At 63.3% G+C, this 16,784-nt stretch carries 18 protein-coding genes; all 18 read left to right on the plus strand.

Annotated elements, in window-relative coordinates; genetic code table 11:
* Positions 1–242: 242 nt before the first annotated feature.
* The 18 genes from rho (at position 243) to IAQ70_RS12935 (ending at position 16,782) form a co-directional block, all read left to right on the plus strand.
* The gene (gene rho / locus IAQ70_RS12850) at positions 243–2,441 is read left to right on the plus strand and encodes a transcription termination factor Rho (protein WP_190989709.1); all 2,199 of its coding nucleotides are present in this window, start codon (positions 243–245) and stop codon (positions 2,439–2,441) included.
* Positions 2,442–2,723: 282 nt separating this feature from the next.
* A complete protein-coding gene (prfA, locus tag IAQ70_RS12855; RefSeq protein ID WP_190989710.1) occupies positions 2,724–3,797 on the plus strand; it encodes a peptide chain release factor 1 in 1,074 nt (357 codons plus the stop codon).
* 24 nt (positions 3,798–3,821) lie between these two features.
* Complete coding sequence (gene prmC, locus IAQ70_RS12860; RefSeq protein WP_190989711.1) at positions 3,822–4,691, plus strand: peptide chain release factor N(5)-glutamine methyltransferase; 870 nt, start codon at positions 3,822–3,824, stop codon at positions 4,689–4,691.
* A gap of 15 nt (positions 4,692–4,706) precedes the next feature.
* Positions 4,707–5,474 carry an L-threonylcarbamoyladenylate synthase gene (locus IAQ70_RS12865; RefSeq protein WP_190989712.1) on the plus strand — a complete coding sequence of 256 codons (768 nt, stop codon included), beginning with the start codon at positions 4,707–4,709 and terminating at the stop codon, positions 5,472–5,474.
* Positions 5,471–6,244 (plus strand): WecB/TagA/CpsF family glycosyltransferase, encoded by a 774-nt coding sequence (locus tag IAQ70_RS12870; protein ID WP_190989713.1) that lies wholly within the window; start codon positions 5,471–5,473, stop codon positions 6,242–6,244. The genes IAQ70_RS12865 and IAQ70_RS12870 overlap by 4 nt, the downstream gene beginning before the upstream one ends.
* Positions 6,241–7,200, plus strand: coding sequence for a glycosyltransferase family 2 protein (locus IAQ70_RS12875; protein ID WP_190989714.1), 960 nt, complete (start codon positions 6,241–6,243; stop codon positions 7,198–7,200). The genes IAQ70_RS12870 and IAQ70_RS12875 overlap by 4 nt, the downstream gene beginning before the upstream one ends.
* The gene (locus IAQ70_RS12880) at positions 7,197–8,309 is read left to right on the plus strand and encodes an MraY family glycosyltransferase (protein ID WP_190989715.1); all 1,113 of its coding nucleotides are present in this window, start codon (positions 7,197–7,199) and stop codon (positions 8,307–8,309) included. Before IAQ70_RS12875 ends, IAQ70_RS12880 begins: the two co-directional genes overlap by 4 nt.
* Before the next feature lie 93 nt (positions 8,310–8,402).
* A complete protein-coding gene (locus IAQ70_RS12885; RefSeq protein WP_190989716.1) occupies positions 8,403–8,885 on the plus strand; it encodes a hypothetical protein in 483 nt (160 codons plus the stop codon).
* On the plus strand, positions 8,878–9,216 hold the full coding sequence (locus IAQ70_RS12890; RefSeq protein WP_190989717.1) for a hypothetical protein: 339 nt from the start codon (positions 8,878–8,880) through the stop codon (positions 9,214–9,216). Before IAQ70_RS12885 ends, IAQ70_RS12890 begins: the two co-directional genes overlap by 8 nt.
* A gap of 81 nt (positions 9,217–9,297) precedes the next feature.
* Positions 9,298–10,098: a F0F1 ATP synthase subunit A gene (gene atpB / locus IAQ70_RS12895; protein ID WP_190989718.1), complete on the plus strand. Its 801-nt coding sequence runs from the start codon at positions 9,298–9,300 to the stop codon at positions 10,096–10,098.
* 80 nt (positions 10,099–10,178) lie between these two features.
* Positions 10,179–10,397 carry an ATP synthase F0 subunit C gene (gene atpE, locus IAQ70_RS12900; RefSeq protein ID WP_003804776.1) on the plus strand — a complete coding sequence of 73 codons (219 nt, stop codon included), beginning with the start codon at positions 10,179–10,181 and terminating at the stop codon, positions 10,395–10,397.
* Between the two features lie 53 nt (positions 10,398–10,450).
* Entirely contained in the window at positions 10,451–11,002 is a 552-nt protein-coding gene (locus IAQ70_RS12905; protein WP_190989719.1) for a F0F1 ATP synthase subunit B, read from the plus strand.
* On the plus strand, positions 11,002–11,829 hold the full coding sequence (locus tag IAQ70_RS12910) for a F0F1 ATP synthase subunit delta (protein WP_190989720.1): 828 nt from the start codon (positions 11,002–11,004) through the stop codon (positions 11,827–11,829). The genes IAQ70_RS12905 and IAQ70_RS12910 overlap by 1 nt, the downstream gene beginning before the upstream one ends.
* Before the next feature lie 83 nt (positions 11,830–11,912).
* Positions 11,913–13,550, plus strand: a complete 1,638-nt coding sequence (gene atpA / locus IAQ70_RS12915; protein ID WP_190989721.1) for a F0F1 ATP synthase subunit alpha — start codon at positions 11,913–11,915, stop codon at positions 13,548–13,550.
* A gap of 76 nt (positions 13,551–13,626) precedes the next feature.
* A complete protein-coding gene (locus IAQ70_RS12920; protein WP_190989722.1) occupies positions 13,627–14,520 on the plus strand; it encodes a F0F1 ATP synthase subunit gamma in 894 nt (297 codons plus the stop codon).
* A 79-nt stretch (positions 14,521–14,599) separates the two neighbouring features.
* Positions 14,600–16,054, plus strand: a complete 1,455-nt coding sequence (gene atpD, locus IAQ70_RS12925; RefSeq protein WP_190989723.1) for a F0F1 ATP synthase subunit beta — start codon at positions 14,600–14,602, stop codon at positions 16,052–16,054.
* A gap of 1 nt (position 16,055) precedes the next feature.
* On the plus strand, positions 16,056–16,340 hold the full coding sequence (locus IAQ70_RS12930) for a F0F1 ATP synthase subunit epsilon (protein ID WP_190989724.1): 285 nt from the start codon (positions 16,056–16,058) through the stop codon (positions 16,338–16,340).
* 10 nt (positions 16,341–16,350) lie between these two features.
* Positions 16,351–16,782 (plus strand): DUF2550 domain-containing protein, encoded by a 432-nt coding sequence (locus IAQ70_RS12935; RefSeq protein ID WP_190989725.1) that lies wholly within the window; start codon positions 16,351–16,353, stop codon positions 16,780–16,782.
* The last annotated feature ends 2 nt before the right edge of the window (positions 16,783–16,784 follow it).

Here is a 16,784-nt window from a genome sequence, read left to right on the forward strand (position 1 = left end):
TATTCCGGTGTCACCTGCTTGGTCTGTCGCAGGAATCTGCAGCCTGTCACATGACTGCCCCTGGACCGTCAGCCCGGCGCCCCGCCATTAATCGGTGCGTGAGGTGAATCAGTATCCGGCCCTGCTGGCCGAAATCCAACCGGCAAGGCCGAAAATCCCGGCTGCAGATCTGAACTGCAGCCCAGATCAAATCATCGCGTCCAGCTCCCAGTCTGGACGCCGTCGAGGGGGAAGGATCCTTCGTGACCGAAACCACTGAGCTGTCTTCAGCTGTGGACACAATATCTTCTGCTGCCGGATCGTCAACGGCTGCACCCGCCAAGAGCAGTGGCCTCGCAGGCCTGAAGCTCGCCCAGCTGCAGGCGCTTGCCAGCCAGCTGGGGATCTCCGGCGGATCCCGCATGCGCAAGGGGGACCTGGTTACGGCCATTTCGGCCCACCGCGCAGGCACTTCGGCCACCAAGGCTCCGGCCAAGGCAACCGATAAAGCCACTGACAACCACGTGACCGCTGCCGCTCCGGTTGCAGCCGCTCCCGTGGCTGCTGCAGGTGAAACCGAGGCGCCGGCCGCCGACGGGACCCGCGCCCGTGGCCGTGGCCGCAGCCGGCGCGCTGTCAGCGACGGCGTCGTTGCAGCTCCCGCTGTCGCCGCCGCTGAAGCCCCGGTTGCTGCCCCCGCTGAGGCTCCGGCGGCCGCGCCCGCCGAGTCCGGTGAAGCAGCCGAGGGTGCGGGCGAACGCCGCCAGCCGCGTACCCGCAACCGTCGTCGCGGTGAAGCAGCCGCACAGGCAACCGCTCCGCAGGCCGGCGAGGTCGCCGAAGCACCGGCCGAGCAGCCCGCCGACGATCACCGCCAGGCGGACCGCGCCGAAACGCAGCGCACCGAAACTCAGCGCACCGAAACGCAGGGTGCTGAATCCGGCGACGGCCAGCGCACTGACCGTCGTGAAAGCGGCCGCACCCGCGGTGCCCGTGACACCACCGCCCGTGAGACCAGCGCCAGGGAGACCGCCGATGGCGGCCGTGACAATGCAGGCAGCCGCGAAGCTGGCCAGCGTGAAGGCACCCGCCGCGATGACAACCGCGACAACGATGATTCCGACGGCGGCAGCCGCCGGAACCGCCGCAACCGGCGCGACCGCAACGACCGCAATGACCGCTCCGGCGGCCAGGACAACCGGGACAACGCCCGCAACGATCGTTTCCGCGACCGCAACGACCGCCGTCGGGGACGCGCCCAGGGACCGGACGTCGACGACGTCGAGGTCACCGAGGACGATGTCCTGCTGCCCGTAGCCGGCATCCTGGACGTCCTGGAGAACTACGCGTTCATCCGCACCTCCGGCTACCTGCCGGGACCGAACGACGTCTACGTGTCCCTCGCCCAGGTCAAGAAGTACAACCTGCGCAAGGGTGACGCCGTGGTGGGCGCCATCCGTGCACCGCGTGACGGCGAGGACCGCAGCCAGCAGTCCGCCCGCCAGAAGTTCAACGCCCTTGTCCGCGTCACCTCCGTCAACGGAAAGACGCCCGAAGAGCTCAAGGACCGCGTCGAATTCGCCAAGCTGGTTCCGCTGTACCCGTCTGAGCGCCTGCGCCTCGAGACCGACCCCAAGAAGATCGGCCCCCGTGTCATTGACCTGGTTGCCCCGATCGGCAAGGGCCAGCGCGGCCTGATCGTTTCCCCGCCGAAGGCCGGCAAGACGCTCATCCTGCAGTCCATCGCCAACGCCATCACCACCAACAATCCTGAGGTCCACCTCATGATGGTGCTCGTTGACGAACGTCCTGAAGAAGTCACGGACATGCAGCGCACCGTCAAGGGCGAGGTTATTGCCTCCACCTTCGACCGTCCCGCAGACGATCACACCACCGTGGCCGAACTCTCCATCGAACGCGCCAAGCGCCTCGTGGAAATGGGCATGGACGTTGTGGTGCTCCTCGACTCGATGACCCGCCTGGGCCGCGCCTACAACCTGGCAGCACCGGCCTCCGGCCGCATCCTGTCCGGTGGTGTGGACTCCGCCGCGCTGTACCCGCCGAAGCGCTTCTTCGGTGCTGCCCGCAACATTGAAAACGGCGGCTCGCTGACCATCCTGGCAACGGCCCTCGTAGAGACCGGCTCCAAGATGGACGAGGTCATCTTCGAAGAGTTCAAGGGCACCGGCAACATGGAACTCCGCCTGTCCCGCCAGCTGGCAGACAAGCGCATCTTCCCGGCCGTGGACGTCAACGCGTCCGGCACCCGCCGCGAAGAGAACCTGCTTTCCCCCGAGGAAGTCAAGATCATGTGGAAGCTGCGCCGCGTCCTCTCCGGACTCGAAACGCAGCAGAGCCTTGAGCTGCTGACCAACAAGATCCGGGAGACCCAGAGCAACGTTGAGTTCCTGATGCAGGTTCAGAAGACGACGCTTGGTGCGAAGTCGGATAACGACAAGTAGCTGTTTTAGGGGCGGGGTGCGGTTGACTCGCGTGGTTCGCCACGCAGGTTTTCCGCCCCCGCCCCTTCGCGTGGTGGCCATGTCCTGACGGACTTGGCCACCACGCTTCGGCAGGCCCGTAAGGGAGATGACAGGGCCCCGACCTGAGCTTGCGAAGGTTGGGAGTCATCGACCGCTCCCGGGGCGGAAAACCCGCGCGGCTTCGGCGTTAAGTCGCCGGCCGTGGCCCGTGGCCCGTGTCTGTTTGTTACTAGACTTGTAAGAGTCGAAAGAGGTTTTGAAATGTTTGAGTCCGTACAGGGCCTGCTTGATGAGCATGACTCCATCCAGGCGCAGCTGGGGGATCCTGCTGTTTATGCTGACCAGCGGCTGGCTCGGAAGCTGGGGCGGCGGTCTGCGCAGCTCAATGGCATTGTGGAGGCCTATCACAAGTGGGAGGGCATCCGCGATGACCTTGCTGCGGCGAAAGAGATGGCTGGGGAGGACCCCGAGTTTGCTGCCGAGGTGCCTGAGCTGGAGGCTGCCTTGGAGACTGCGTCGGCCAAGCTGCGCAGGCTCCTGATTCCACGCGACCCTGACGACGCCCGCAACGTGATCCTTGAGGTCAAGGGCGGTGAAGGCGGCGACGAAGCCGCCCTGTTCGCCGGCGACCTGCTGCGGATGTACACCCGGTACGCGGAGTCACGCGGCTGGAAGACTGAACTTATCTCTGCCACCGAGTCTGACCTGGGCGGTTACAAGGACGTCCAGATGGCCGTCAAGGGAAGCTCGAACGATCCTGCCGAGGGTGTTTACGCGCGGCTGAAGTTCGAGGGCGGCGTGCACCGTGTGCAGCGTGTGCCCGTCACCGAATCGCAGGGCCGTATTCACACGTCCGCCGCAGGCGTCCTGGTGCTGCCCGAGGTTGACGAGCCCGAAGAGCTGGACATCAACCAGAACGACCTCAAGATCGACGTCTACCGCTCCTCCGGTCCTGGCGGCCAGTCCGTGAACACCACGGACTCCGCTGTCCGCATCACCCACCTTCCCACGGGCATCGTGGTGGCCATGCAGAACGAGAAATCGCAGCTGCAGAACCGCGAGGCAGGCATGCGCGTGCTCCGCGCCCGCATCCTGGCACACCAGCAGGAGATCATCGACGCCGAGAACTCGGCCCAGCGGAAGTCCCAGATCCGTACCATGGACCGTTCGGAACGCATCCGCACCTACAACTACCCGGAGAACCGCATCGCGGACCACCGCACCGGCTACAAGGCGTACAACCTGGACCAGGTCATGAACGGCGACCTTGAACCGGTCATCCAGTCAGCCATCGAGATGGACGAACAGGCACGCCTGGACGCCATCGGCGATTAGCCAGTTGCCGGGAACTGCACAGATATGACATCCGGCCCGGAACAGTCACTGGCCGCTGCCGTCAGTGAGGCCACGGCGGTCCTCCGGGACGCCGGCGTCCCGAGTCCCCGCGTCGACGCTGAGCTGCTCGCGGATCATCTGCTCGGCGTTGGCCTCGGCCGGCTCCGGGCAATGATGCTGGGGGACTCCCCGGCGCCTGAGGGTTACACCGAACTCGTCGCCGAGCGGGCACAGCGCATCCCCCTGCAGCACATCACCGGGGTGGCGCACTTCAGGTACCTGGAACTCGCCGTGGGGCCAGGGGTTTTTATTCCGCGCCCGGAAACGGAATCCGTTGTCCAGTTGGTCATTGACCATGTCAGGGGCATGGTTCATCCGCGGATTGTGGATCTGGGCACGGGATCCGGGGCCATCGCCGGTTCCATCGCGCATGAGGTTCCCGGCGCCGAAGTCCATGCCGTGGAGTACAGCACGTTCGCCCACGCATGGGCAGCCAGGAACCTGGCCCCGCTGGGCGTTACGCTCACCCTGGGGGACCTGCGGGACGCGCTGCCGGAACTTAACGGAACGTTCGACGTCGTGGTTTCCAACCCGCCGTACATTCCCGCCGAAGCCATCCCCAATGAACCCGAAGTAGCACTGCACGATCCTCCTGAAGCCCTGTACGGCGGAGGTGCGGACGGTATGGAACTTCCGACGGCGGCGGCTGCCTCGGCTGCCCGGCTGCTGGTTCCCGGCGGCTACTTTGTGATGGAACACGCCGAAGTCCAGGCTGCCTGGATTGGCCGCATGATGGAGCGCACCGGTGCGTGGACAGAGATCACCACGCACCTGGACCTCAACGGCAAGGAACGCGCCACCAGCGCCGTGCTTGCCGGTCCGCGCCACGACTGATGAAAGAATAGGCCAGTGACCACAACCTACAACTGCACGTCAGAGGACCAGCGCGCCCTGGGGCTGGAGCATGCGCAGCGTGCCATCAGCGAAAAGAAGTGCGTGGTCTTCCCCACCGACACGGTCTACGGGATCGCGGCCGACGCCTTCTCGCCGCAGGCCGTCACCATGCTGTTGGTCTCCAAGGGGCGCAGCCGCGCCATGCCCCCGCCCGTGCTCATTCCCCGGATCAACGCCCTGGACGGGCTGGCCACGGACATTTCAGCAGACGCCCGCAAGCTGGCGGAAGCGTTCTGGCCGGGCGGACTGACCCTGATCCTGCACGCACAGCCGTCGCTGGACTGGGACCTTGGTGAGACGCAGGGAACGGTGGCGCTCCGGATGCCCGCCGATGAAGTGGCCCTGGAAATCCTCACCCTAACCGGCCCGCTGGCTGTTTCCTCCGCCAACCGGACCGGCCAGGCGCCGGCGCAGACCGCTGCTGAAGCGCGCGCCCAGCTCGCCGAGTCCGTTGAGGTCTACCTCGAAGGCGGCTTCCGTCCCGTGGAGGGAACGGACGCCGTACCTTCCACCATCGTGGACGCCACGGGCCCCGTCCTGCGGGTGGTGCGCGACGGCGCCGTGTCCCTCGACCGGCTTCGGGAACATGTCCCGGGCGTCCTGGGCCTCGGCGAGGTTCCGACGGCTGAGCCTGCGGACGCAGTGCCTGCCGAAGACGCGGGAGACGGCACACCGGACGTGCGGAAACCCGCAGCGCCCGCCGAAAAGGATCCGGAGGCATGATCCTTGGCCGCGACCGCCTAAATCTCCTGGACGTCGAGGTCACTGCCGTGCAGGAGCACGGCATGGCAGGGGTTCTCAGCGGACTTATCGCAGCGGGGGGCCGGCGCACGGTGGTCGGACATAACCTGCACAGCTGCTACCTCTATCACACGCTTCCGGCATTCAGGGAGCTGTACGATTCGGCCGATGTTGTGCTCATGGACGGTGCTCCTGTGTATGCGCTCTGGAAGCTGCAAGGACACAGCGCTGCGCCCGACACCAGCTTCCGGGTGGGTTCGACGGACTGGATCAAGCACCTGGGTTCCGTACAGGGCCTGGACCGCGTGGCCGTTGTCGGAACCAACGGAACCAGCAACGCCCTGGCATGCCGGAAGCTTGAGACGCTCTTGCCCGGCGCCCGGGTTCTCGGCTGGGCCGGGGAGAACTGGGGCCCTGAGAGGGAAAGCAGCGTCGTCGACGAACTGCAGGCCTTTGCCCCTAACCTGGTTCTCGTCGGGCTGGGAATGCCGCTGCAGGAAACCTTCCTGTGGCACCGCCGCGATGATCTTCCGGAGGCAGTTTATGGTGCCGTAGGCGGAGCACTGGACCAGATTTCCGGACACCAGGTCCTCGCCCCGCGGTGGCTTGGCCGGCTCGGATTCGAATGGCTTTGGCGGCTTATGATCTCCCCCCGGAGGGTTTTCGGCCGCGTGTTCATTGAGCCCTGGAAACTGGCCGCTATCCTGGCCGGCAGGAAATTTCGATCCACGAAAACAGGGGCCAGCAAATGACCAAGAACGTCGTCGCCGTGGTTGTCACGTATAACCGGCGCGAGCTCCTTGAAACCACGCTCCGCGGCATCACGTCCGGAACGGTGCAACCCGCCGCCATTGTGGTCGTGGACAACGCCTCCACCGATGAAACAGCAGATTTCCTGGCCTCCTACGATGGTCCGGTGCCGACGGACACCATCCGGCTCCGGCAGAACCTGGGCGGTGCCGGCGGATTTGTGGTGGGCATGGAGCGGGCCGTCCTGGACCATGCCGCGGACTATGTCTGGATCATGGACGACGACACGGAACCGCAGCCGGACGCCCTCGCGGCGGCCCTGGCGGCCTCGCTCGCCTACGCCGCGGCAGCCGGTGATGAGCCAAGTTTTGTGGCCAGCCGCGTGGTCTGGACCGACGGACGGGACCATCCGATGAACCGTATGCGGCCGCGGCTGGGTGCGAGCGAGCACGAGCGCGCCATCGCGGCCCGTGCCGGGGGAGTGCAAATCAGGACCGCCTCGTTCGTTTCGATCCTCATTGACGCCGGTGAAATCCGCCGCCACGGCCTTCCCATTGCGGACTACTTCATCTGGAACGACGATCTGGAGTACACAGCCCGGATCTCGCGCCGCCGGAATGCCATCTCCGTAGAAAATTCCGTGGCGAGCCATCACACCAAGTCCTTTGGTGATGCCGGCGCTGATCCCGGTGCGCGCTTCTACTACGAGGTGCGGAACAAGGTGTGGGTCTACACGCGTTCAGCGGCGCTTACCCCCTGGGAGAAGGTCCTGTATTCGGGTGCCTCAGTGCGCAACTGGACCCGGACCATCGCCGGCTCGCCGAACAAGCGGCTTCTCCTCACCGGCTTCCTGCGGGGACTCCTGCACGGCATGAAGGCCCCCCGCAGCAACGAACAGGTACTCAGCGGGATCTATCCGCTCCGCGACGTGCGGCTGACCGGGGGACCCGTCGCATGATCATGTACCTGCTGATGGGGCTGGTCGCTGCGGTCGTGTCCTATGGGGCCACCTGGGCCGCACGCGTCGTGGGCAACCGGCTCGAACTCCATATGCCCATCCGCAGCCGTGACATGCACTCGACGCCGGTGTCCCGGCTCGGCGGTGTGGCCATCTTCCTCGGCGTGCTGATTGCCCTCGTCGTGGCCAGCCAGTCCTTCTTCGTCAAGGACATCTACCGCAACAATTTCTCACCCTGGGGCGTCCTGGCCGGCGCGGCACTGATCGTGCTGGTGGGCGTCGCGGATGACCTCCTGGACATCCGGTGGTGGGTGAAACTCATTGGCCAAAGCGCTGCGGCCCTGGTTGTGGCCATCTGGGGAGTCCGGATGACCATTGTGCCGTGGGTGCCGGAGCCGATCGTCCTTGAGAACGAGATGCTCCGGATCGTGCTGACCGCCGGGCTGATTGTCACCACCATGAACGCCTTCAACTTCATCGACGGCCTGGACGGCCTCGCAGCCGGCGCGGCCATCATCGGCGGAACCGCCTTTTTCTTCACGGCGTACTGGGTCCACCGCAATGCCGTCCTGTTGGACTACTCGGACCTCGCCACCCTGCTCACGGCAGTCGTTGTGGGCAGTTGCATCGGCTTCCTGCCGCACAACTGGTTTCCGTCCAAGATCTTCATGGGCGATTCGGGTGCCATGCTCATCGGGCTGCTGTTCGCCGCCGCCGGTATCGTTTCCACGGGCCAAATCACTTCAGGCCTGTACGACCGGGCCAACGGCATCTCCACGGTCATCCCTATCCTGCTGCCCTTCGCCGTGCTCTTCCTGCCACTGCTTGACCTGGGGCTCGCCGTCATCCGGCGGACAGCGAAAGGGCGCTCACCCTGGTCCGCGGACCGCGGCCACCTCCACCACAAGCTTCTGGACATCGGCTACTCGCACCGGACCGCCGTCATCCTGATGTATCTGTGGACCGCGGTGGTGTCCTTCGGCGGCCTGGCTTTCGCTGTGTTCCCGTGGCAGCCCGTGCTCGCCGTGGACCTCTTCGCCACGCTGGTCATGGGCCTGGTGACGGCGTGGCCGTACCTGCGGCGGGGGAGCGACGAGCCGGCCACATAACCGTGTTCGAATTCATTTCTATCTCGTGTAGAATTTAGGGGCAGCCCAAGCTGCCCCTCCACCCAGCCCCAGGGCGCCGACGATTGGGATCCCATGACCTCCAACGCCGACCCCGGACCATCGTCCGGCAACGGATCCGCTGGCGTCTCCGGTCCCACCCAATCCCTGTGGCTTCGCCTCCTGGCGCTGAGTTCAGCTGCCGGCGGGGCGGCAATCATTCTGGCCGGCATTCCTGCCGTCATCCTGAACGGGCCCGACGGCGTCCTGTCCAGTACGTTGGGCGGCCTCCTGGTGATGGCGTTCTTTGCCATCAGCCTTCTGGTAGGGCACTTTATGGGACGCAACAACCCGTCAGGTGCCATCGGAATGTTCGTGGCCACCTACTTTGTCAAAGTGGTGGGGTTTGCAGTTGTCCTGTTCCTGATCGGGGCTCCTGCCTGGCTGCACGGCCGCTGGTTCCTGATAGGCGCCGTCGCCACTGTTGTCCTGTGGCAGGCCGCCGAAATTTTCGGCTTCAGCAAGGCACGCCTGCAGATTTACAACGACCCCGAGCCGAAGGAGCCAAACAATGTCTGATCGGAAACGAGCAGGGGATAGCGGCTCCTCCGCCTCCAAGAGCACTCCTTCCACACCCGGCGTGTCGGCCGATAACAGCGACGGCGGATACAACGCCGGCATGGCCGTATTCAGCTACATAATTGGCGGAATCATCGTCTGGAGTTTGATAGGGTGGGGTCTGGATAATCTGTGGGGAACCCGCTGGATCGTGCTCGCAGGCGCTCTGCTTGGAGCTCTCGGAGGATTTTATCTTTCCCATATGCATGGCCTTACCAGTTCCAGAAATACAGCCGGTAAGAGCGATGCGGACAGCGGTCCGTCTACGGACGGAAACACTAATGCCAAATAATTTCACAGGGGGAACTGCGGACGAAAAATCCGTGGCTCCCTGCCCAACGCCCAATGATGGACACTGCAGAGAGGAAACGCGTTGATCGCGCTTGCGCTCCCGGCCCAAGATTCAGGAGAGTTCACTCCTCCTGGAATTGAAGAAATGCACCTGCCGGCAATCCTGCCGTGGGGGGCGGCAGACGGATTCTCCAAGCAGATGCTGCTGGTTATCCTGTCGGTCGTCATTATCGCCACATTCTTTCTGCTAGCTGCGCGGAAGCAGCAGCTCGTCCCCGGCAAGCTCCAGTTCGCTGGTGAGATGGCTTATGGCTTTGTCCGTAATGGCATTGCCAAGGACATTATCGGCGGCAAAGACTTCATGAAGTACGTCCCGCTGTTGTTCAGCCTCTTCTTCTTCATCCTGGTGAACAACATCTACGGCGCCATCCCGGTGCTCCAGCTCCCGAGCTTCTCCCACGTCGGCGGCGCCTATGTCCTCGCAGGCATTGTGTACATCACCTGGATTGCCATCGGCATCAGGAAGAACGGCCTGCGCTACTTCAAGCTGGCTACCGTACCCTCCGGTGTGCCGATCTATATCCTTCCCCTGATCATCCCCATCGAGATCATCTCGAACTTCCTGGTCCGGCCAGTAACTCACAGCCTGCGTCTCTTTGCCACCATGCTGGCAGGCCACCTCATCGTCATGATCGCCGGATCCGGCATCGAGTTCCTGATCATGCAGGAGAGCGTCCTGCTCAAGGGAGCCTCGGTACTCGTCCTGGCCGGCTCCATCGCCATGTACATGCTGGAGGCGCTCATCATGGCCCTCCAGGCGTACGTCTTCACGCTGCTGACTGCCATCTATATCGAAGGCGCGCTGCACGCGGACAGCCACTAAGGCACCCACAATCTTCCCCTCACGGGGATGAAGCAACCCAAACAACCTGCCACATGGGTGGCATCTTGAAAGGAAGAAAAATGGAAGGCTCCATCAACGGCTCCCTCAACCTCATCGGCTACGGCCTCTCCGCTATCGGCGGTGGTATCGGTGTGGGTCTCGTGTTCGCCGCTTACATCAACGGTGTGGCACGTCAGCCGGAGGCCCAGCGCGTCCTGCAGCCGATCGCATTCCTCGGCCTGGCGCTGACTGAAGCCCTCGCCATCCTCGGCCTGGTCTTCGCCTTCGTTCTTAAGTAAACCTTCAGAACCTAGCGAACATCCAGAACCGAGTAGAAAAGGACGGGTGAATTATGAACCAGGTGATCATCTCAGCCGCCACAGAGGGCGAGACTAACCCACTGGTACCCAACGTCTGGGAAATGGGCGTTGTCCTCGTCGGCTTTGCTGTCCTCATGTTCATCGTGGTCAAGTTCATTGTCCCGATGTTCGAGAAGACGTTTGCAGAGCGCGCTGAGGCAATTGAAGGCGGCATCGCCAAGGCTGAAAAGGCCCAGGCAGAAGCATCGGCTGCCCTCGAAGAGTACAAGCAGCAGCTCACGGATGCCCGCGCGGAAGCTAACCGCATCCGCGAGGAAGCCCGTGGAGAAGGCGCCCAGATCCTTGCTGATCTGAAGGAAAAGGCAGCCGCTGAATCGGCCCGCATCACGGCCCAGGCACACGTGCAGATCGAATCGGAGCGTCAGGCGGCAGTTGTGTCCCTGCGGTCCGAGGTGGGCACGCTGGCCACCACGCTGGCAGGCCGCATTGTTGGCGAAGCGCTCAACGATGACGAGCGTTCCGCCCGCGTTGTTGACCGGTTCCTGGCAGATCTGGAGACCCAGAACGCAGGTGCAGCTAAGTAATGTCAGGTGTATCGAGCCAATCGCTGACCACGGCCCTGACCACGCTGGAAGCCAAGCTTCCGCTGGCCTCGCTGCAGTTGGCTAGGGAACTCTTCGGAATCCTGGGAACGGTGGACAGCTCGGCTGGCTTGCGCCGTGCCCTGACTGACCCGTCCCGCAGCGGTGACGATAAGTCGGCGCTGGTCAAGCAGCTCGTCGGCGGAAAAGTCTCCGCCGACGCTGCGGACATCGCGGGCGGACTGGCCAGTTCACGCTGGGCATCGGCCCGAGATATCGGCGATGCACTCGAGACGCTTGGCGCGACGGTGGTAATCGCCGTTGCTGAAAACAAGTCGGCCGTTTCTGCCTCCGGTGTCTCTGGGCTGGAAGAACTGGAGAACGATTTGTTCTCCTTCAACCAGGCCGTTGCCTCCAACCACGAGGTACAACGTGCTCTGTCGGAGCCGCAGGCGAGTGCTGCAGCGAAGATCAGCCTGGCTGAGAAGTTGGTTCCCGGCGCAAGCGAGGAAGCAAAAGTTCTCATTGCCCAGGCAGTGTCTGCACCGCGCGGCATCAAGCCGACCAACCTGGTAGCCCGGTTCGCCGAGCTGGCAGCCAAACGGCAGCAGCGCTGGATTGCGACGGTCAGCGTTACGCGTCCCCTGACGGCGACGCAGTTTGCCCGCCTCCAGGCAGGGCTTAACTCCCTGTACGGTCGCGAGCTCAAGGTCAATGTCAGTGTTGATCCTGAACTGATCGGCGGAATCCGCGTCCAGGTGGGTGACGAAGTGCTTGACGCTTCGATGGTCACCCGGCTGGGCCAGCTCCACCGCCAACTGGCCGGTTAGCCGGACAAGCACAACTTAACGAAACGAAACCCCGGTCATCGTGAGCAACGATGATCACGAAAACAGGAGAGCAGGGACTGCAGATGGCCGAATTGACCATCAACGCCGACGACGTCCGTAATGCGTTGAACGAGTTCGCGGCGTCCTACGAACCCGGAAACGCTGAGCGCGTAGAGGTCGGCCGTGTAACAACCGCAGGTGACGGCATCGCCCGTGTTGAGGGCCTTCCCTCGGTCATGGCGAACGAACTGCTTCGCTTCGAAGACGGCACGCTGGGCCTCGCCCAGAACCTCGACGTCCGCGAAATCGGCGTCATCGTCCTCGGTGACTTCACCGGAATCGAAGAAGGCCAGGAAGTGCACCGCACCGGACAGGTTCTGTCCGTGCCGGTCGGCGATGCCTTCCTGGGCCGCGTGGTTGACCCGCTGGGCCAGCCCATCGACGACCTCGGCGAGATCAGGGCCGAGACCACCCGTGCGCTGGAACTCCAGGCACCCGGCGTGACCCAGCGTAAGTCGGTCCACGAGCCGATGCAGACCGGTCTCAAGGCTATCGACGCCATGATCCCGATCGGCCGCGGCCAGCGCCAGTTGATCATTGGTGACCGCCAGACGGGCAAGTCGGCGATCGCCATTGACACCATCATCAACCAGAAGGCCAACTGGGCTTCGGGCGATGTGAACAAGCAGGTTCGCTGCATCTACGTCGCAATCGGCCAGAAGGCGTCCACTATCGCGGCCGTCCGTCAGACCCTTGAAGACAACGGCGCACTGGAATACACCACCATCGTGGCTTCCCCCGCGTCTGACCCCGCAGGCTTCAAGTACCTGGCACCGTACGCCGGTTCGGCCATCGGCCAGCACTGGATGTACGGCGGCAAGCACGTCCTCATCGTGTTCGATGACCTCTCCAAGCAGGCTGAGGCCTACCGTGCGGTTTCGCTGCTGCTGCGCCGCCCGCCGGGACGCGAAGCTTACCCGGGCGACGTCTTCTACCTGCACTCCCGCTTGCTTGAGCGTTGTGCCAAGCTCTCCGACGAGCTCGGTGCAGGCTCGATGACCGGCCTGCCGCTCATCGAAACCAAGGCAAACGACGTCTCGGCGTACATCCCGACCAACGTGATCTCCATTACCGATGGCCAGATCTTCCTGCAGTCGGACCTCTTCAACGCCAACCAGCGTCCGGCCGTCGACGTGGGTGTCTCTGTGTCCCGCGTTGGTGGTGCTGCACAGGTCAAGTCCATGAAGAAGGTTTCCGGTACTTTGAAGCTGGAACTGGCTCAGTACCGCGACATGCAGGCTTTCGCAATGTTCGCGTCGGACCTCGACGCCGCATCGCGCCAGCAGCTGACCCGTGGCGCACGCCTGATGGAACTGCTCAAGCAGGGCCAGTACTCGCCGTTCCCGATCGAGAACCAGGTTGTTTCCATCTGGGCAGGTACCAACGGATACCTGGACGAGGTTCCGGTTGAGGACATCAACCGCTTCGAAACCGAGTTCCTGGAGCACCTGAAGCACAAGTCCTCCATCCTGACCACGCTGGCGCAGACCAACGTTATGGACGATGACACCGCTGAAGCACTGAAGACCGCGATCGTGGACTTCAAAAAGGGCTTCTTCGGCGAGGGCGATAGCCAGCTGGTGGGTGCCGGCCACGAGGAGCATGACGCTATCTCCGGAGCCGAAGTCGACCAGGAAAAAATCGTCAAGCAGAAGCGCTAGTTTCGCTGGCAGGGACTGCCGGGACCTTCAACGGTTCCGGCAGTCCCGGCCACCGGGATCTTAGGAAAGGATAAGTATGGGAGCCCAGATTCGGGTCTACCGCCAGAAGATCAGCTCGACCACGTCGATGCGCAAGATCTTCAAGGCGATGGAACTGATCGCTACCTCGCGCATTGGCAAGGCCCGCGCACGCGTAGCGGCTTCACTGCCTTACGCAAACGCGATCACGCGTGCCGTTTCTGCTGTCGCAAGCCAAAGCGAAATCGACCACCCGCTGGTCACCGAGCCGGAGCAGATCCGCCGGGCCGCCGTCCTGGTCATCACCTCGGACCGTGGCCTCGCCGGATCATACTCGGCAACGGTGCTTAAGCAGGCGGAAGGCCTGCTCGAGCTGCTGCACGAAGAAGGCAAGGAAGTTAAGACCTACGTTATGGGCCGCAAGGCGCAGGCGTACTTTGACTTCCGGAACCGCCCCTTCGAACGCGCATGGACCGGCAACACGGATGCTCCGGTGTTCGAAGTTGCGCGTGAAGTCGGCGCGGCCCTGCTCGAAGACTTTGCGACGGCCTACGAAGAGGGCGGCGTGGACGAGATCCATGTCGTTTATACCCGATTCAAGTCCATGGTGACCCAGGAGCCGACGGTTATCCGTCTGCTGCCGCTCGAGGTTGTCGAAGAGCAGGCCGCGTCCGAATCGGACCTCCTGCCGCTCTACGAGTTCGAGCCGGAAACGGAGCAGGTTCTTGATGCTCTGCTGCCGCGCTACATTGAGTCACGCATTTTCGCCGCCATGTTGCAGGCCGCAGCTTCCGAGCTCGCAGCCCGTCAGCGGGCGATGAAGTCCGCCGGCGACAACGCCACGGACCTCATCAAGAAGTACACGCGTCTGCGCAACACTGCCCGCCAGGCTGAAATTACGCAGGAGCTTTCCGAAATCGTTGCCGGTGCCGACGCCTTGAGCGCGTCCTAGCCTGCACGGTCCGGTCCAGCTGTACCTGCACCAAGAACAAACTTAGATTCCACGCCATCTACTGAGTGAAGTGAGAGAGATGACTGCCACTGCTACCGAACACGTAGCCGCAACGTCCGGTGCTACCGGCCGTATTGCACGTGTTATTGGCCCGGTTGTCGACGTCGAATTCCCGGCTGACGCAATCCCCTCGATTTACAACGCCCTCACCACCGAGGTAACCCTCAACGGTGAGACCCGGACCATCACCTTTGAGGTTGCCCTGCACCTGGGCGACAACCTCATCCGTGCCATCTCCCTGCAGGCGACCGACGGACTTGTCCGCGGCACCAACGTAGTGGACACCGGTTCTCCGATCACCGTCCCTGTTGGCGACGGCGTCAAGGGCCACATCTTCAACGTCCTCGGCAAGCCGCTGGACGTGGACGAGTCCGAGATCCAGGCCGCTGACTACTGGCCGATCCACCGCAAGGCTCCTGCCTTCGCAACCCTCGAAGGTTCCACCGAGATGCTGGAAACCGGCATCAAGGTCATCGACCTTCTCACCCCGTACATCAAGGGTGGAAAGATCGGCCTGTTCGGCGGCGCCGGCGTGGGTAAGACGGTTCTGATCCAGGAAATGATCACCCGTGTTGCACGTAACTTCGGTGGTACTTCGGTATTCGCCGGTGTTGGCGAGCGTACCCGCGAAGGTAACGACCTCTGGGTTGAAATGGAAGAGGCAGGCGTCCTGAAGGACACGGCCCTTGTATTCGGCCAGATGGATGAGCCGCCGGGAACGCGTCTGCGCGTTGCACTGTCCGCGCTGACCATGGCGGAGTACTTCCGCGATGTGCAGAACCAGGACGTGCTGCTGTTCATCGACAACATCTTCCGCTTCACCCAGGCAGGTTCCGAGGTGTCCACGCTCCTCGGCCGCATGCCGTCCGCCGTGGGCTACCAGCCCAACCTGGCTGACGAGATGGGTCTCCTCCAGGAGCGCATCACGTCCACCAAGGGCCACTCCATCACCTCGATGCAGGCCATCTACGTTCCCGCGGATGACTACACCGACCCGGCTCCGGCCACGACCTTCGCACACCTCGACGCGACCACGGAACTTTCCCGTGAAATCGCCTCCCGTGGTCTGTACCCGGCCGTTGACCCGCTGACGTCCACGTCCCGCATCCTGGATCCGCAGTACATCGGCAACGACCACTACAACACGGCCGTCCGTGTCAAGCAGATCCTGCAGAAGAACAAGGAACTCCAGGACATCATCGCCATCCTCGGCGTTGACGAGCTCTCGGAAGAGGACAAGATCGTCGTGTCGCGTGCACGCCGCATCCAGCAGTTCCTTTCCCAGAACACCTACACCGCCAAGCAGTTCACCGGTGTCGAAGGCTCCACCGTTTCCATCAAGGACACGGTTGAAGGCTTCACCGCCATCTGCGACGGCGAGCTCGACCACATTGCCGAGCAGGCCTTCTTCAACGTTGGCGGCCTGGACGATGTCGAGCGCCAGTGGGCCAAGATCCAGGAACAGACCAAGTAATATGGCTGAGCTTGAGGTTGAGATTGTCGCAGCGGATCACTTCGTGTGGTCCGGAGCGGCCAAGATGGTCAAGGCCCGCACCAGTGATGGTGAAATCGGTATCCTGCCCGGCCACTCGCCCCTGCTGGCGATCCTGGCCGAAGGTGAGCTGGCCATCGAGCCGGTTTCCGGGGACCGCATTGCCGTTGTAGTTGACGGCGGATTCTTTTCCGTCGACAACAACCGCGTGGTGATTGTTGCTGACAACGCCCAACTGGGCGACGCGGCTACTGCTGGGATCCGCTAGCACCAACCTGATGGACGCCCAGACTCTTTCGTTCATCGCCCTGGCAATCACTTTCGGATTGCTGATATTTGCACTGTGCCTCGTGGGGGTGCGCCGCTTCAACTTGCGGCGCGCCCTCGGCACCGTGGACGCCTCCATTTGCACGGCTGGAAACAGCTGGCAGATGGGGGTTTGTCGTTATCAGGACAACGACCTTGAATGGTTCCGCCTGGCGTCCCTGAGCCTGCGTCCCAAACACAAGTTCAAGCGCAGCTCCCTGGAGCTTCTGGGCCGGCGCAAGCCCACCGAGGCCGAGGCAGTCAAAGTCCAGCCCGACGTCGTGATCGTCGAGCTGCGGTACGAGGGCCAGGATCTGCGGCTGGCCATGAAGTTCGATGCCTACACGGGGTTGTCCTCCTGGCTGGAAGCCGGGCCGGTCATCGGCGTGGGCACCTGGCGCTAGCC

It is taken from the genome of Pseudarthrobacter sulfonivorans (genome assembly GCF_014712225.1).
GTDB lineage: Bacteria > Actinomycetota > Actinomycetes > Actinomycetales > Micrococcaceae > Arthrobacter > Arthrobacter sulfonivorans.

Bases quoted from the DNA above. Each gene is read 5' to 3' on its own strand.
- prfA (WP_190989710.1), top strand. From the start codon at position 2,724: ATGTTTGAGTCCGTACAGGGCCTGCTTGATGAGCATGACTCCATCCAG.
- prmC (WP_190989711.1), top strand. From the start codon at position 3,822: ATGACATCCGGCCCGGAACAGTCACTGGCCGCTGCCGTCAGTGAGGCC.
- IAQ70_RS12870 (WP_190989713.1), top strand. From the start codon at position 5,471: ATGATCCTTGGCCGCGACCGCCTAAATCTCCTGGACGTCGAGGTCACT.
- IAQ70_RS12875 (WP_190989714.1), top strand. From the start codon at position 6,241: ATGACCAAGAACGTCGTCGCCGTGGTTGTCACGTATAACCGGCGCGAG.
- IAQ70_RS12880 (WP_190989715.1), top strand. From the start codon at position 7,197: ATGATCATGTACCTGCTGATGGGGCTGGTCGCTGCGGTCGTGTCCTAT.
- IAQ70_RS12885 (WP_190989716.1), top strand. From the start codon at position 8,403: ATGACCTCCAACGCCGACCCCGGACCATCGTCCGGCAACGGATCCGCT.
- IAQ70_RS12890 (WP_190989717.1), top strand. From the start codon at position 8,878: ATGTCTGATCGGAAACGAGCAGGGGATAGCGGCTCCTCCGCCTCCAAG.
- atpE (WP_003804776.1), top strand. From the start codon at position 10,179: ATGGAAGGCTCCATCAACGGCTCCCTCAACCTCATCGGCTACGGCCTC.
- IAQ70_RS12905 (WP_190989719.1), top strand. From the start codon at position 10,451: ATGAACCAGGTGATCATCTCAGCCGCCACAGAGGGCGAGACTAACCCA.
- IAQ70_RS12910 (WP_190989720.1), top strand. From the start codon at position 11,002: ATGTCAGGTGTATCGAGCCAATCGCTGACCACGGCCCTGACCACGCTG.
- atpA (WP_190989721.1), top strand. From the start codon at position 11,913: ATGGCCGAATTGACCATCAACGCCGACGACGTCCGTAATGCGTTGAAC.
- IAQ70_RS12920 (WP_190989722.1), top strand. From the start codon at position 13,627: ATGGGAGCCCAGATTCGGGTCTACCGCCAGAAGATCAGCTCGACCACG.
- atpD (WP_190989723.1), top strand. From the start codon at position 14,600: ATGACTGCCACTGCTACCGAACACGTAGCCGCAACGTCCGGTGCTACC.
- IAQ70_RS12930 (WP_190989724.1), top strand. From the start codon at position 16,056: ATGGCTGAGCTTGAGGTTGAGATTGTCGCAGCGGATCACTTCGTGTGG.
- IAQ70_RS12935 (WP_190989725.1), top strand. From the start codon at position 16,351: ATGGACGCCCAGACTCTTTCGTTCATCGCCCTGGCAATCACTTTCGGA.